This window comes from Neisseria sp. P0020.S005, from assembly GCF_051957055.1.
In the GTDB taxonomy this organism is placed as follows: Bacteria; Pseudomonadota; Gammaproteobacteria; order Burkholderiales; family Neisseriaceae; genus Neisseria; species Neisseria subflava_A.
On the sequence record NZ_JBQCWV010000002.1, the window covers coordinates 136297 to 151904 of the forward strand.

The window sequence follows — 15608 nt, forward strand, 5'->3', positions numbered from 1 at the left end:
CAGCACATAAAGAACACACCATGACACAACAAGTTCTGACCATATTAGGCAGTACCGGCAGCATAGGCGAAAGCACTTTAGACGTTGTCTCCCGCCATCACGAAAAATTCCGCGTGTTCGCGCTGGCAGGGCACAGGCAGGTGGACAAGCTGGCGGCGCAATGCAAACAGTTCCGTCCGGAATATGCCGTTGTCGGCGATGCCGGTCATGCGGCCGAGCTGGAAAAGAAACTCAAACAAGAAGGCATCAGTACGCAGGTTTTATATGGCGCTCAAGCCCTGATTGATGTCGCCTCTGCCGATGAGGTCAGCGGCGTGATGTGTGCCATTGTCGGCGCGGCCGGCTTGCCCTCGGCTTTGGCCGCCGCTCAAAAAGGCAAAACCATTTATCTGGCCAACAAAGAAACACTGGTGGTTTCCGGCGCATTGTTTATGGAAACCGCCCGTCAAAATGGCGCCACCGTCTTGCCGATTGACAGCGAACACAACGCCATCTTCCAAGTATTGCCAAGGGATTACACAGGCCGTCTGAATGAGCACGGTATCAATTCGATTATCCTGACCGCATCGGGCGGCCCCTTCCTTAACACCGATTTAAGTACATTTGACAGCATTACGCCCGAGCAGGCGGTCAAGCATCCGAATTGGAGCATGGGGCGCAAAATTTCCGTTGATTCCGCGTCAATGATGAATAAGGGTTTGGAATTGATTGAGGCGCATTGGCTGTTTAACTGTCCGCCGGAAAAGCTGGAAGTCGTCATCCATCCACAATCCGTGATTCACAGCATGGTGCGTTATCGCGATGGTTCGGTATTGGCGCAGTTGGGTAATCCCGATATGCGTACGCCGATTGCTTATTGCTTGGGCCTGCCCGAACGTATCGATTCCGGCGTGGGCGAACTGGATTTCGGCGCGTTGTCCGCATTGACCTTCCAAAAACCTGACTTTGACCGTTTCCTATGTCTGAAACTTGCCTATCAGGCCATGAATGCAGGCGGTTCTGCGCCTTGCGTGTTGAACGCTGCCAACGAAGTTGCCGTGGCCGCTTTTTTAGATAAACGCATCAAGTTTACCGATATTGCCAAAGTCGTTGCCCACTGCCTTGCCCAAGATTTTTCAGACGGCCGTCACGATATCGAAGGCCTGCTGGCGCAAGACGCGCAAACACGCAGGCAGGCAGAAGCCTTTATCGGCAAACAATAAAGCTTCAATGACAGGCCGTCTGAAACGTCAACCGCTTGGCATTTAGGCAGACAAAATGGAACAACTGCCTTTATAATCGGTTTTGAGACGGCCTTATCCGTTGATGATCACATTCCACTCAGGGGATTTTTTTGCAAACCTTTTTAGCCTTTATCGTCGCCATTCTGATTTTGGTCAGCCTGCATGAGTTCGGACACTATATTGTTGCCCGCTGGTGCGGCGTTAAAGTCGTGCGCTTTTCCGTCGGCTTCGGTAAGCCCTTTTTCACCCGAAAACGCGGCGATACCGAGTGGTGTCTTGCCCCGATTCCGCTGGGCGGTTACGTTAAAATGGTCGATACGCGCGAAGGCGAGGTGGCAGAGGCAGATTTGCCGTACGCCTTTGATAAGCAGCATCCGGCCAAGCGCATCGCCATTGTCGCCGCCGGCCCTTTGACCAATTTGATTTTGGCCGTTTTGCTTTACGGCTTGAGCTTTTCCTTCGGCGTGACCGAGTTGCGCCCCTATGTTGGCATGGTCGAGCCTGCCAGTATTGCCGCCAAAGCAGGTTTTCAGGCAGGCGATAAGATTGTATCGGTCAACGGAATCTCCGTAAAAGACTGGAGCGATGCGCAAACCGAGATGGTGTTGAACCTTGAAGCCGGTCCTGTAAAAGTTGCTGTTCAGACGGCCTCAAATACCCAAGCCATCCGCATAATTGATGCCGCCGGCACGCCTGAAGCAGGTAAAGTTGCGAAAAACCAAGGCAACATCGGCCTTTTGCCTTTTAGAATTACTAACCGCATCGGCAAAGTCTTGGCTGACAGTCCGGCCGAAAAAGCAGGTTTGAAGGAAAACGACAAACTGCTGACCGCCGATGGGAAGCCCATCGAAAGCTGGCAGGCATGGATGGAACTCTTCCGCGCCAGCCCCGGCCAACGAATCGAACTGACTTACGAGCGCGACGGCAAAGTGCTGGCAACCTCTATCCGGCCGGACAGCGTCGAGCAGTCGGCAGGCGTGCTGGTGGGTAGAGCAGGGCTTGCCGCCCAAGCGGATAAAGAGTGGGATAAAACCATCCGCTACCGTTATACGCCTTCCGTTGTCCAAGCCTTTGAATTGGGTTGGAACAAAACCGTCAACTATTCGTGGACGACCCTCAAATTTTTCGGAAAACTGGTTACGGGCAATGCCTCTTTGAACCATATTTCCGGCCCCCTGACCATTGCCGATGTCGCCGGACAGTCCGCCAAACTCGGATTGCAGAGCTACCTCGAATTTCTGGCCTTGGTCAGCATCAGCTTAGGCGTGTTGAACCTTTTGCCCGTACCCGTTTTAGACGGCGGACATTTGGTTTTCTATACCGCCGAATGGATACGCGGAAAGCCTTTGAGCGAGCGCATACAGGCAGTCGGCCTGCGCTTCGGACTGGCAGCCATGCTTTTGATGATGGCTGTGGCTTTCTTTAATGACATCAACCGTTTGTTTGGATAATTTATGAAACTGAACCAGATTGCTTCCGCTTTAATGGTATTGAGCCTGTCTCCGCTGGCATTGGCTGACTTTACCATTCAGGACATCCGCGTCGAAGGCCTGCAACGCACCGAGCCGAGTACCGTCTTCAACTACCTGCCCGTTAAAGTCGGTGATAATTTCAATGATGCGCGCAGTGAAGAAATCATCAAAAAACTCTACGCAACCGGTTTCTTTGACGACGTACGCGTCGAGACCATGGACAATCAAGTCCTGCTGACCGTGATTGAGCGTCCGACCATCAGCTCGCTCAATATTACTGGCGCGAAAATGCTGCAAAACGATGCCATCAAGAAAAACCTTGAAGCATTTGGTTTGGCGCAATCCCAATACTTCAACCAAGCAACGCTGAACCAAGCCGTTGCCGGTTTGAAAGAAGAGTATTTGAGCCGTGGCAAACAGTCTGTCCAAATCACGCCGACCGTAACCAAACTCGCCCGCAACCGCGTGTCTATCGATATTGCCATTGAAGAGGGCAAATCTACCAAGATTACCGATATTTCCTTTGAAGGCAACGAAGTTTATTCTGACCGCCGTCTGATGAAGCAAATGTCCCTGAGCGAAGGCGGCATGTGGACTTGGATCACCAAGAGCAACCAGTTCAATGAGCAAAAATTTGCTCAGGACATGGAAAAAGTTACCAATTTCTATCAAAACAACGGCTACTTCAACTTCCGCATTTTGGATACCGATATCCAAACCAACGAAGACAAAACCAAGCAGACCATTAAAGTAATCGTCAGCGAAGGCGACCGCTTCCGTTGGGGCAATGTACGCATCGAAGGCGATACGCTGGAAGTGCCGAAAGAAGATTTGGAAAAACTGCTGACCATGAAGCCGGGCAAATGGTATGAGCGCGCGCAAATGTCCAATTTGCTCGAAGCCATTCAAAACCGCATGGGTCAGGCAGGTTACGCATTCAGCGAAATCAATGTCCAACCGATTCCAAATGCCGAAACGCATACTGTTGATTTTGTGCTGACCGTTCAACCGGGCCGCAAAATCTATGTGAACGAAATCAACATTACTGGCAACAACAAAACCCGTGACGAAGTCATCCGCCGCGAGTTGCGCCAAATGGAATCGGCGCCTTACGACTCTGCCAAACTGCAACGTTCTAAAGAGCGCGTTGAGTTGTTGGGCTACTTCGACAACGTTCAATTTGATGCGGTTCCTGTGGCCAATACGCCTGACCAAGTTGACCTGAACATGAGCCTGACCGAACGTTCTACCGGCTCGCTCGACTTGAGCGCAGGTTGGGTTCAGGATACCGGTTTGGTGATGTCTGCCGGTGTGGCTCAAGACAACCTGTTCGGTACGGGTAAATCCGTTGCCTTGCGTGCTTCCCGCAGTAAAACCACAGTAAACGGCTCATTGTCGTTTACCGACCCATACTTCACACCTGACGGCGTAAGCTTGGGCTACGACCTTTACGGCAAGACTTACGACCCGCGTAAAGCTTCTTCCAGCGCGAAACAGTATAAAACCACGACTTTCGGCGGCGGTTTGCGTATCGGTATTCCGGTTACCGAATATGACCGTGTGAATTTCGGTTTGGCCGCAGAGCGTCTGACCGTGAATACCTACAAAGGCGCGCCTAAACGCTATGCCGACTTTATCAACCAATACGGTAAAGGCGACGGCAGCGGCGTAGGCAGCTTCAAAGGCTGGTTGTACAAAGGTACCATCGGCTGGGGTCGCAACAAAACCGACAATGCCTTGTGGCCGACCCGCGGTTACCTGACCGGCGTAAACGGCGAAATCGCCTTGCCGGGTAGCGACCTGCAATACTACACCCTGACCCACAACCAAACTTGGTTCTTCCCGTTGAGCAAAGATTTCACGTTGATGCTGGGTGGCGAAGTCGGTTATGGCAACGGCTACGGCAAAACCAAAACCATGCCGTTCTTTGAAAACTTCTACGGCGGCGGCTTAGGCTCTGTCCGCGGCTTTGAAAGCGGTACGCTGGGCCCGAAAGTTTATGACGAATACGGCGAGAAAATCAGCTACGGCGGTAACAAGAAAGCCAACGTTTCCGCAGAGTTGCTCTTCCCGATGCCGGGCATTAAAGACTCGCGTACTGTCCGTCTGAGCCTGTTTGCCGATGCGGGCAGCGTGTGGGACGACAAAACCTACAACGACGGCAGCAGCAATTCTTATTACACCAATGGCGCGCTTCAAAACGTGTATGGCGTAGGCACAACGCACAAATCGACATTCAAAAACGAATTGCGTTACTCTGCCGGTGCTGCCGTGACTTGGCTCTCTCCGCTGGGTCCGATGAAGTTCAGTTATGCTTATCCGATTAAGAAAAAAGAAGGCGACGAAATCCAACGCTTCCAATTCCAACTCGGTACGACATTCTGATGATGTTTAGGCCGTCTGAAACTGGGTTTGTCCGTTTCAGACGGCCTCATGGCAGATTGGCGGCAAGCTTATTGCAAACCGCCCGTTTGTTTTCAAGCAAGGATTTTTATCATGAGTAAAATAGCCGACACCCTCCGTGTCCTCGCCGTAGCCCTGCCGGGTTTCGTGCTGTTGCCGCAAGCGGCGGCGGATGGCGTGCAGAAAATCGGTTTTATCAATACCGAGCGCGTTTATCAGGAATCCAAGCAGGCGCAAAACATTCAGATGACTTTGGAAAAAGAGTTCAAAAGCCGTCAAACTGCCTTGCAAAAGCTGCAGCAGGAAGGCGAGGCTTTAGAGCGAAAACTGAGCGGCGACAAGCTTAGCGACAGCCAAAGGGAAGCGGAAACCCAAAAATGGCGCAATCTGGTACAGAAATTCCGCAAGCAGCAGGCTGAGTTGGCTGAAGACTACAACCTACGCCGCAATGAAGAATTCGCCGCGCTCCAGCAAAATGCCAACCGCGTCATCGTCGATTTGGCCAAAAGCGAAGGTTACGACTTCATCTTGCAGGACGTGATTTACGTCAACGGCCGCTACGACATTACCGACAGCGTTATCAAAGCCCTAAACGCACACTGACCCTGCTCGGCAGCGAATGTGACCATACAGACAAACCTAAGGCCGTCTGAAACCCAAACCGGCATCTTTCAGACGGCCTGACATCGTGACGGCAGATTATCATGACTTCACAAGCATACACCCTGTCCCAAATCGTTTCCCAACTCGGCGGCGAATGGAAAGGCGAAGACATCGCCATTACCGCCGTCCGTCCGTTGGATCAGGCGCAGGCGGAACACATCAGCTTTTTGGCTAATCCGAAATACAAAGCCGAAGTACACGACAGCCAGGCAGGCGCAGTGATTGTGTCGCCGAAAGCCGCGGACGAATTTGCAGGCCGCAACCTGATTGTGGCTGCCGACCCTTATCTTTATTTTGCCAAAGTGGCACGATTGTTCTCGCCGATTGTCAAAGCACAGGGCGGCGTACATCCGACTGCCGTTGTCGATGCAAGCGCCAAAGTGCCGGCAAGCTGCGAAATCGGCGCGAATGCCTATATCGGCGCGAATGCCGTATTGGGCGAAGGCTGCCGTATTTTGGCTAATGCCGTTGTCCAACACGATTGCACGTTGGGGGATGAAGTCGTGCTGCATCCAAACGCTGTCATTTATTACGGCTGCACTTTGGGCAACCGTGTCGAAATCCACAGCGGCGCAGTCATCGGTGCGGACGGTTTCGGCTTGGCCTTCGCCGGCGATTCATGGTTTAAAATCCCGCAAACCGGCGCAGTCACGCTGGGCGATGATGTGGAAATCGGTTCGAACACTAATATCGACCGTGGCGCGATGAGCGACACGACCGTCGGCAACGGCACCAAAATCGACAACCAAGTCCAAATCGGCCACAACTGCAAAATCGGTTCGCACACCGTTATCGCCGCCAAAACTGGTATTTCCGGCAGCGTCACCATCGGCAATTATTGCATTATCGGCGGCGGCGTCGGCACGGTCGGACACATCGAAATCGCCGATAAAACCACCATCGGCGGCGGTACATCCGTTACCCACAGCATTACCGAAAGCGGCCAGCATCTGGCCGGTATTTTCCCGATGTCGGGCTACAAAGACTGGGCGCGCAATGCCGTTTATATCCACCGTTTGAGCGAAATGAACAAACGCCTCAAGACGCTGGAAAAACAGCTTGCCGACAGCGACGAAGCCTAAAGGCGGCGCAAACAGTCCGCGCCCCGCATCCGAATACGTTTAAACCCAATACAAATAAGGAAAGACGAACATCATGGACGTACAACTCCCGATCGAAGCCAAAGACATTCAAAAACTTATCCCACACCGTTATCCGTTTTTGCAACTCGACCGCATTACTGCGTTCGAACCGATGAAAACCCTGACTGCGATTAAAAATGTCACCATGAACGAGCCGCAGTTCCAAGGCCACTTTCCCGACCTGCCCGTGATGCCCGGCGTGTTGATTATCGAAGCCATGGCGCAAGCGTGCGGCACACTCGCCATCCTCAGCGAAGGCGGCCGCAAAGAAAACGAATTCTTCTTCTTCGCCGGTATCGACGACGCCCGTTTCAAACGCCAAGTCATCCCCGGCGACCAACTGGTTTTTGAAGTTGAGCTGTTGACCAACAAACGCGGTATCGGCAAATTCAACGCCGTTGCCAAAGTCGACGGCCAAGTTGCCGTTGAAGCCGTGATTATGTGCGCCAAACGCGTGGTGTAAAAATGGGACAGGCCGTCTGAACGTTCAGGCGGCATCTTGCAGGCAATACCTGTATCAGACAGCAAGGAGACAGCATGACCCTTATCCATCCGACCGCCGTCATCGACCCTAAAGCCGAACTCGACTCCAGCGTCAAAGTCGGCCCATACAGCATCATCGGCTCCAATGTCCAAATCGGTGCGAATACCGAAATCGGCCCGCACGTCGTCATCAACGGCCATACGACCATCGGTGAAAACAACCGCATTTTCCAATTTGCCAGCCTCGGCGAAATTCCGCAGGACAAAAAATACCGCGACGAGCCGACCAAGCTGATTATCGGCAACGGCAACACCATCCGCGAATTTACGACGTTCAACCTCGGCACGGTTACCGGCATCGGCGAAACCCGTATCGGCGACGACAACTGGATTATGGCCTACTGCCACCTCGCCCATGACTGCGTGGTCGGGAACCATACCATCTTCGCCAACAACGCCTCACTCGCAGGCCACGTTACCATCGGCGACTACGTCGTCTTGGGCGGCTACACGCTGGTGTTCCAATTCTGCCAAATCGGCGACTACGCCATGACCGCGTTTGCCGCCGGCGTACACAAAGACGTACCGCCATACTTTATGGCTGCAGGCTACCGCGCCGAACCGGCCGGCCTCAACAGCGAAGGTATGCGCCGCAATGGTTTCACTGCCGAACAGATTGCCTCCGTCAAAGATGCGTATAAAACCATTTACCATCGCGGCATTCCGTTTGAAGAGGCCAAGGCAGACATTCTGAAACGCGCCGAAACCCAAAGCGAATTGGCTGTATTTAAAGACTTTTTTGCACAATCCACACGCGGCATTATCCGTTGATGGATGGATTGAAGGCCGTCTGAAACTTTTTCAGACGGCCTTTGGATTGCAAAAAACTGCGCAGTAGGGCAGGTTTCCTGTCCGTTTACTGCCGATGCCGTCTGAAAACGGGCGGGCAAATGTCCGCCACAAAATCTTTTAGCTTCCAAACCTCAATAACACATGACCCCCAATTCTTCCCCCCTTATCGCCATCAGCGTCGGCGAAGCTTCCGGCGACTTGCTCGGCGCACACTTAATCCGTGCCATTAAGGCGCGCTGCCCGAATGCGCGGTTTACCGGCATCGGCGGCGAGCGAATGAAGGCGGAGGGTTTTGAGAGTTTGTACGATCAGGAAAAGCTGGCGGTGCGCGGTTTTGTTGAGGTCATCAAACGCCTGCCGCAGATTTTGAAAATCCGCAAAGGGCTGGTGAACGATTTAATCCGCCTCAAACCAAATGTGTTTATCGGCATCGATGCGCCGGACTTTAATCTCGGCGTGGCGGAAAAACTCAAGCAGGCAGGCATTCATACCGTTCATTACGTCAGCCCGTCGGTTTGGGCATGGCGGCGCGAACGGGTCAATAAAATCGTGCATCAGGTCAACCGCGTGTTGTGCCTGTTTCCGATGGAGCCGCAGCTTTATATCGATGCCGGCGGCAAGGCTGAGTTTGTCGGCCATCCGATGGCGCAAACCATGCCGGTGGAAGCGGATAGGGCGGCGGCGCGGCAGAAGCTGGGCGTGCCTGTGGACGTGCCCGTGTTTGCCATATTGCCCGGCAGCCGCGTGAGCGAAATCGATTACATGGCGGCGGTGTTTTTTCAGACGGCCTTATTGCTGCTGAAACGCTATCTGCAGGCACAGTTTTTGCTGCCTGTGGCAACGGCCGCAACGCGCAAACGCATTAGCGAAATTTTGGCGCAGCCCGAGTTTGCCTCTCTTCCCATCACGCTGACCGACAAGCAGTCGGATACGGTTTGCACTGCTGCCGACGTGGTATTGGTCACCAGCGGTACAGCGACTTTGGAAGTGGCCTTGTGCAAGCGGCCTATGGTCATCAGCTACAAAATTTCGCCGCTGACTTATGCGTATGTGAAAAACAAAATCAAAGTGCCGCATGTTGGTTTGCCCAATATTTTGTTGGGTAAAAACGCTGTTCCCGAGTTGCTGCAACATGATGCCGTCCCTGAAAAACTGGCGCAGGCCGTGGCAGACTGGTATGACCGCCCTGAAGCCGTGGCCGCGTTGGAACAGGATTTCCACGCCTTGCATCTGTTGTTGAAAAAAGATACGGCGGCATTAGCGGCGGCAGCAGTATTGGAAGAAGCCGGATTTTCAGACGGCCTTAAAGACAATTAAGGAAAATACATGAATTTATTGGGAGCCTTGGCCAAGGTTGGCAGCCTGACGATGGTGTCGCGCATTTTGGGCTTTGTGCGCGATACGATTATTGCCCGTGCGTTTGGTGCAGGCATGGCGACGGATGCGTTTTTTGTCGCGTTCAAACTGCCCAACCTGCTGCGGCGCGTGTTTGCAGAAGGCGCATTTGCCCAAGCCTTTGTACCGATTTTGGCGGAATACAAAGAAACCCGCTCGCCCGAAGCCACGCAGGCGTTTGTGCGCCATGTGGCCGGTATGTTGTCGTTTGTGCTGGTCATCGTTACTGCGCTGGGCATACTAGCCGCGCCGTGGGTGATTTATGTTTCTGCGCCCGGTTTTGCCAAAGAAGCCGATAAGTTTCAGCTTTCCATCGACCTGCTGCGGGTGACGTTTCCTTATATCTTTTTGATTTCCTTGTCGTCTTTTGTTGGTTCGATACTCAATTCCTATCATAAATTCGGCATTCCCGCCTTTACGCCGACATTTTTGAACATCTCCTTTATTGTCTTTTCCCTGTTCTTCGTACCGTATTTCGATCCGCCTGTTATGGCTTTGGCGTGGGCGGTATTTGTCGGCGGCGTGTTGCAGCTGGTGTTCCAACTGCCTTGGTTGGCGAAACTGGGCTTCTTGAAAATGCCCAAACTCAGCTTTAAAGATGCGGCGGTCAACCGCGTAATGAAACAGATGGGACCGGCTATTTTAGGCGTGAGCGTGGCGCAGATTTCCTTGGTTATCAACACCATTTTTGCCTCGTTTTTGCAGTCCGGCAGCGTGTCGTGGATGTATTACGCCGACAGGCTGATGGAATTGCCGACCGGCGTTTTGGGCGTAGCACTCGGTACAATCTTATTGCCTACCTTGTCCAAACACGCCGCCAGTCAGGATACCGAGCAGTTTTCCGGCCTGCTCGACTGGGGTTTGCGCCTGTGTATGCTGCTGACCCTGCCTGCCGCCGTCGGCCTTGCCGTGTTGTCTTTCCCTCTGGTTACAACCTTGTTCATGTACCGTGAATTTACGCTGCACGACGCGCAAATGACCCAACACGCGCTGATTGCCTATTCCTTCGGCTTGATCGGTCTGATTATGATTAAAGTGTTGGCACCCGGTTTCTACGCACGCCAAAACATCAAAACTCCTGTTAAGGTCGCTATTTTCACACTGATTTGCACGCAGTTGATGAACCTCGCCTTTATTTCGCCGCTTAAACACGTCGGCCTGTCCCTCGCTATCGGTTTGGGCGCGTGTCTGAATGCAGGTTTGCTGTTTTTCCTTTTGCGCAAACACGGCATCTACCGCCCCGGTAAAGGTTGGGCAGCGTTTTTGGTTAAAATGGTCATCTCTTTGGTTGTCATGGGCAGCGGTTTGTGGCTGGCGCAATATTATCTGCCGTTTGAATGGGTGCACGTCGGCGGCTTTAAAAAAGCAGGCCAACTCTGCGTCCTGATTGCCTTGGGCGGCGGCCTCTACTTCGTTTCCCTAGCCGCGCTCGGCTTCCGTCCGCACCATTTCCGCAGAGTGGAAAAATAAGCAACTGTAGTGCGTATTGCTTTGGCTTAAAGGCTATTCACTAAAAAGGCCGTCTGAAACATTTTCAGACGGCCTTTTATTTTATTTCGAACGCAGATTTTCAATCAATTCTTTCAGTAATAGATTTTCATCTATTTTTTGCTGTAGCAGTTGATCTTTGTGCAACATTAATTCTTGTTGATGTTTAATAGTCAGCTTTAATTGTTCAATTTCTGCAGTTAACTCTTGTGAAGGTGTTGCATAGAAAGAAATATCACTGTTGTTGTCGCCTTCATTAATTTGGCATACAAAACCTTTATTTTCGGATTGAAGCAAATCGAGTAAGTCAATATGAAAAATTTCAGCAATTTGCTCCAGGCGTGGTAAGTTCAATCTAGTTTCACCGCGTTCAATTTTTGCATAACCGTTGGTGGAAAGATTTAATTTATCCGCAACCTCTTCCTGTGACCATTGGTTCATTTCTCGCATTAACCGGATTTTTTCATATGTCTTCATAGTTACCACTTTTTATTAATTTCAACCCAAACTTCAGTAGGATTTTATCACTTTTGGTTGCTGGCTTACCAGCAGTTGGTTACATAAAATTATGCCATTATAAATAGATACCTTAAGCATAATGATGGGTTGGAGAACTTTTATTTCCTTTGTGTTTTTCTTAACTATTACCATGCAAAGCCATGCTCGGGAAATTGTGCAACAAGCCGCTGCTCAATGTTTTCAGGCTGCCTATCCGCAAACTGTCAAAGCTACCGGCGCAACTGTTTCGGTTAACGGACAAACATTTGCATTGGCAAAATCGAAATATTCAGATTATTTTAAAAAATTGAATAGCGCAGGTTTATTAGATCAACTGGAACAGATTTATCCTTTGGATTTTTCAACTCCTAAAGTTAATGAAGATGCAGGGCGTTTGCGTGATGATGCTTTCTTTGCTGAAATGTATGGCGAAAATGAGGCAGAGGTAAGAAAAAATTTGGTCCCTATCTATTGGGCTCCGTCAGGAAGAACAGTTATGTTTAACAAAGTAAACGGAGCAGCTGAAAAACTGGAGACAGTTGGTAGAGAGTTGGCGGCTGATTTTAACTTAAAAAGTTATGCTGCCAAAACCGCAGGGACATTTAACTATCGCTTCATTAGTGGAACTAAGCGGCGTAGTGCCCATGCTTTCGGTATTGCCATTGACTTCTCATTGCCTAAAGGCCTAGGTACATATTGGCAGTGGTCAGGCTGTAAAGAGGGTAAAGCCTGTACCTATCCACAAGCTCTGCGCCAAGATGCTATCTTAAAGAGAATGGTTGCAGTCTTTGAAAAGCATGGCTTCATTTGGGGAGGGAAATGGTATCACTATGATTCCGTGCATTTTGAATATAGGCCGGAATTATTAATCAAACAATGTCGTTCACTTTAAAGGAAAACTTATGAAAAAATGGTTAATTTTAGGAAGTATTTTATTATCAACACAAGCTTTCTCATCAGATTATCTATGTTCTTATCGTGCGCGGATATCTCAGAACGATAAATTTAACAGCAGCGGTAATTATATCGCTACGCAATACAGTAAAGATGTTGTTGCTGCTATCATCCGCCAAGAACGTGCCAATTTCCACAAATTTGGTGTGCGAGATAACGAAGATGAAGGCGATTGCGTATTTGCGTCAGCCGAAAATCGTTCGCGCTTAGAACGTTGGTTAGCTTCGGGTAGTATTGGACAGGCTACTATCCGTCGCATTGTTGATGGCAATCCCGTAATTTACGTTGATATTTACCGCAACCGTGTCAGTGTGAGCACCCGTTGATGATTAAAGGTTTGTTATATATCAGTGCAGTAGGTCTGTTCTTGCTATCAGGCTGTGGCTCTAAAAATAAAATTGCTTGTAGTGATGAGAATGGACTACTTGTCTTGAAAAATGTAGTTACCGAAGCTACAGAAAAGCAGTTACGTTCAGAGAATAGTAACTTAACTTTGTCTTCAATCCGTGCAACAATTGCAAAAATCGGAATGTCTTTTGAAGATATCCGCACATCTAAAAATGATCCTAACAGTAATAAAGTTTTTTGTGAAAGTAAGCTCACGCTTAGCATACCTACTGACCTTCTTAGCGATATACAGGTTGCATTAGAGGAAAGTGGACAGAACGATAACATAGAAAAATTTCTGACGAGCTTTAATTATAAGAAATCAGCAACCGCTGCCAATAAATATCAAATTGATCTTGTTTATAATCTTCAGCCGACCGATGATGGGAAACAGATTTATTCTGAAATAGAAGATAGTACCAATGCTGTTGCTGGTATTAGTTCAATGTTGAATTATGCTTTGTCAAAAAACATAATTATCAACCAGAATTTAGAAGAAAAACGTGCTAAGGAAGAAATTGAGAATCAGGAGGCAGCTTACCATAGGTCAGAATGGCAACAACAGTCCTTCGATGAGATGAATCCTGTACAATTACCTGAGACTAACGTATCCAGTCCTGATGAAATAAGGCCTACAGATGAAATGAGCGTAGTGCAATAAGAAAACAACTCCCCAAAAAAAGGCCGTCTGAAACATTTTCAGACGGCCTTTTCTTGCGTTACATTTTAACTGTAAAGCTTCGCTCCTTTTTTGACGAACTCAATCGCTTTTTCTTCCATGCCTTGCCGTTGGGCTTTTTGCTTGTCGGCGTAATCGCGCACTTCCTGCGTGATTTTCATCGAGCAGAATTTGGGGCCGCACATTGAGCAGAAGTGGGCGATTTTTGCTCCTTCGGCAGGCAGGGTTTCGTCGTGGAAGCTCTCGGCGCGTTCGGGGTCGAGGCTTAATCGGAATTGGTCGCGCCAGCGGAACTCGAAACGCGCCTTGCTCAGGGCGTTGTCGCGTAATTGTGCGCCCGGCCAGCCTTTGGCGAGGTCTGCGGCGTGGGCGGCGAGTTTGTAGGTGATAATGCCGGTACGCACGTCTTCTTTGTCGGGCAGGCCGAGATGCTCTTTCGGGGTAACGTAGCAGAGCATGGCTGTGCCGTACCAGCCGATATTGGTTGCGCCTATGCCCGAAGTGATGTGGTCGTAGCCGGGGGCGATGTCGGTAACGAGCGGGCCGAGGGTGTAGAAAGGCGCTTCAAAGCAGTGTTGTAGCTCTTCGGTCATATTTTCTTTGACGCGTTGCAACGGTACATGGCCGGGGCCTTCGATCATCACTTGTACGTCATGCTCCCACGCTTTGGCAGTCAATTCGCCCAAGGTGTGCAGCTCGGCAAATTGGGATTCGTCGTTGGCATCGGCAATGCAGCCGGGCCGAAGGCCGTCGCCGAGGCTGAACGAGACGTCGTAGGCTTTCATAATTTCGCAGATTTCGTCGAAATGCGTGTAGAGGAAGTTTTCTTTGTGGTGGGCGAGACACCATTTCGCCATAATCGAACCGCCGCGCGATACGATGCCGGTGAGGCGGTCGGCGGTCATCGGTACATAACGCAGCAATACGCCTGCGTGCAGGGTGAAATAGTCCACACCTTGTTCTGCCTGCTCGATTAAGGTATCGCGCACCAAATCCCAAGTCAGGTCTTCGGCGATGCCGCCGGTTTTTTCCAAAGCCTGGTAGATGGGCACCGTACCGATGGGGACGGGCGCGTTGCGGATAATCCATTCGCGCGTTTCGTGGATGTGCGCGCCTGTGGATAAGTCCATAATCGTGTCTGCGCCCCAACGCAGCGACCACACCATTTTTTCGACTTCTTCTGTCAGGCTGGAAGTGACGGCAGAGTTGCCTAAGTTGCCGTTGATTTTGACGCGGAAGTTGCGGCCGATAATCATCGGTTCGAGTTCGGGATGGTTGATGTTGGCAGGGATAATCGCGCGTCCGGCGGCAATTTCTTGGCGCACAAATTCGGGCGTGATTTGGTCGGGATGGGTCGGGATATTCGCGCCGAAACTTTGCCCTGCGTGTTGCTTCAAGAGCTTGGCGTATTCGGGTCGTCTGAAAAGCTCGTCCAGCTTCATGCGTTCACGTATGGCGACGAATTCCATTTCGGGCGTGATGATGCCTTGGCGGGCGTAATGGAGCTGGGTTACGTTGCGGCCGGCTTTGGCGCGGCGCGGGCGGGTGATTTGGTTGAAGCGCAGATGGGCGGTTTTCGGATCGTGTGCGCGTTCGGTGCCATATTCGCTAGAAAGCTTGGGCAGGATTTCGGTATCGCCGCGTTCATCCAGCCATGCGGTGCGGACGTGCGGCAGCCCTTGTTTCAGGTCGATGTGTGCCGTCGGATCGCCGTATGCGCCGCTGGTGTCGTACACCGGAATAGGCGGATTGGCTTCCGTACCTTGCGCCGAGTAGGTGTCGTCCTGACGGATTTCGCGTAAAGGCACGCGGATGTCGGCGCGGCTGCCTGGGATATAGACGCGGTCGGAATTTGGATATTGGAAGCGGATGCCGATGTCTTCGCTCAAGTCGGAAAGACGGCGCGCCTCATCGCCGGTTTTTTTAGCGGTAGTCATAAAAATTGCTCCTGTTTTTCGGTTATGAAATG

General features: G+C 51.0%; 14 protein-coding genes. 12 read left to right on the forward strand and 2 right to left on the reverse strand.

Annotation, left to right across the window (positions count from 1 at the left end):
- Window positions 1-20 precede the first annotated feature (20 nt).
- The 9 genes from ispC to murJ all read left to right on the forward strand — a co-directional run bounded on the left by ispC (window position 21) and on the right by murJ (window position 11103).
- Window positions 21-1202 (forward strand): 1-deoxy-D-xylulose-5-phosphate reductoisomerase, encoded by a 1182-nt coding sequence (gene ispC, locus ACTHTU_RS02700; protein ID WP_440361687.1) that lies wholly within the window; start codon window positions 21-23, stop codon window positions 1200-1202.
- A 131-nt stretch (window positions 1203-1333) separates the two neighbouring features.
- Entirely contained in the window at window positions 1334-2674 is a 1341-nt protein-coding gene (gene rseP / locus ACTHTU_RS02705; RefSeq protein ID WP_440361688.1) for an RIP metalloprotease RseP, read from the forward strand.
- Window positions 2675-2677: 3 nt separating this feature from the next.
- Window positions 2678-5080 carry an outer membrane protein assembly factor BamA gene (bamA, locus tag ACTHTU_RS02710; protein WP_440361689.1) on the forward strand — a complete coding sequence of 801 codons (2403 nt, stop codon included), beginning with the start codon at window positions 2678-2680 and terminating at the stop codon, window positions 5078-5080.
- A gap of 111 nt (window positions 5081-5191) precedes the next feature.
- The gene (locus tag ACTHTU_RS02715; RefSeq protein WP_440361690.1) at window positions 5192-5701 is read left to right on the forward strand and encodes an OmpH family outer membrane protein; all 510 of its coding nucleotides are present in this window, start codon (window positions 5192-5194) and stop codon (window positions 5699-5701) included.
- Between the two features lie 101 nt (window positions 5702-5802).
- Window positions 5803-6843 (forward strand): UDP-3-O-(3-hydroxymyristoyl)glucosamine N-acyltransferase, encoded by a 1041-nt coding sequence (gene lpxD, locus ACTHTU_RS02720; RefSeq protein ID WP_440361691.1) that lies wholly within the window; start codon window positions 5803-5805, stop codon window positions 6841-6843.
- 73 nt (window positions 6844-6916) lie between these two features.
- Window positions 6917-7366, forward strand: a complete 450-nt coding sequence (gene fabZ / locus ACTHTU_RS02725; protein ID WP_003681704.1) for a 3-hydroxyacyl-ACP dehydratase FabZ — start codon at window positions 6917-6919, stop codon at window positions 7364-7366.
- 74 nt (window positions 7367-7440) lie between these two features.
- Window positions 7441-8217, forward strand: a complete 777-nt coding sequence (gene lpxA / locus ACTHTU_RS02730) for an acyl-ACP--UDP-N-acetylglucosamine O-acyltransferase (protein ID WP_440361692.1) — start codon at window positions 7441-7443, stop codon at window positions 8215-8217.
- A gap of 162 nt (window positions 8218-8379) precedes the next feature.
- Window positions 8380-9555: a lipid-A-disaccharide synthase gene (gene lpxB, locus ACTHTU_RS02735; protein ID WP_440361693.1), complete on the forward strand. Its 1176-nt coding sequence runs from the start codon at window positions 8380-8382 to the stop codon at window positions 9553-9555.
- Window positions 9556-9564: 9 nt separating this feature from the next.
- Window positions 9565-11103 (forward strand): murein biosynthesis integral membrane protein MurJ, encoded by a 1539-nt coding sequence (gene murJ / locus ACTHTU_RS02740; protein ID WP_440361694.1) that lies wholly within the window; start codon window positions 9565-9567, stop codon window positions 11101-11103.
- 81 nt (window positions 11104-11184) lie between these two features.
- Here murJ and ACTHTU_RS02745 read toward each other — a convergent pair whose 3' ends face one another.
- Complete coding sequence (locus ACTHTU_RS02745) at window positions 11185-11598, reverse strand: helix-turn-helix domain-containing protein (protein ID WP_377073430.1); 414 nt, start codon at window positions 11596-11598, stop codon at window positions 11185-11187.
- 121 nt (window positions 11599-11719) lie between these two features.
- Here ACTHTU_RS02745 and ACTHTU_RS02750 point away from each other — a divergent pair, with 121 nt between their 5' ends.
- Genes ACTHTU_RS02750 through ACTHTU_RS02760 form a run of 3 tightly spaced genes read left to right on the forward strand, consistent with a single transcriptional unit; the run spans window position 11720 to window position 13621 of the window.
- Complete coding sequence (locus ACTHTU_RS02750; protein WP_440345045.1) at window positions 11720-12511, forward strand: M15 family metallopeptidase; 792 nt, start codon at window positions 11720-11722, stop codon at window positions 12509-12511.
- A 10-nt stretch (window positions 12512-12521) separates the two neighbouring features.
- Complete coding sequence (locus ACTHTU_RS02755) at window positions 12522-12899, forward strand: hypothetical protein (protein WP_101755719.1); 378 nt, start codon at window positions 12522-12524, stop codon at window positions 12897-12899.
- The gene (locus ACTHTU_RS02760) at window positions 12899-13621 is read left to right on the forward strand and encodes a hypothetical protein (protein WP_377073427.1); all 723 of its coding nucleotides are present in this window, start codon (window positions 12899-12901) and stop codon (window positions 13619-13621) included. The genes ACTHTU_RS02755 and ACTHTU_RS02760 overlap by 1 nt, the downstream gene beginning before the upstream one ends.
- A gap of 65 nt (window positions 13622-13686) precedes the next feature.
- On the opposite strand, the gene thiC is transcribed toward ACTHTU_RS02760, so the two are convergent.
- Window positions 13687-15576, reverse strand: coding sequence for a phosphomethylpyrimidine synthase ThiC (thiC, locus tag ACTHTU_RS02765; RefSeq protein WP_440345044.1), 1890 nt, complete (start codon window positions 15574-15576; stop codon window positions 13687-13689).
- Between the last annotated feature and the right edge of the window lie 32 nt (window positions 15577-15608).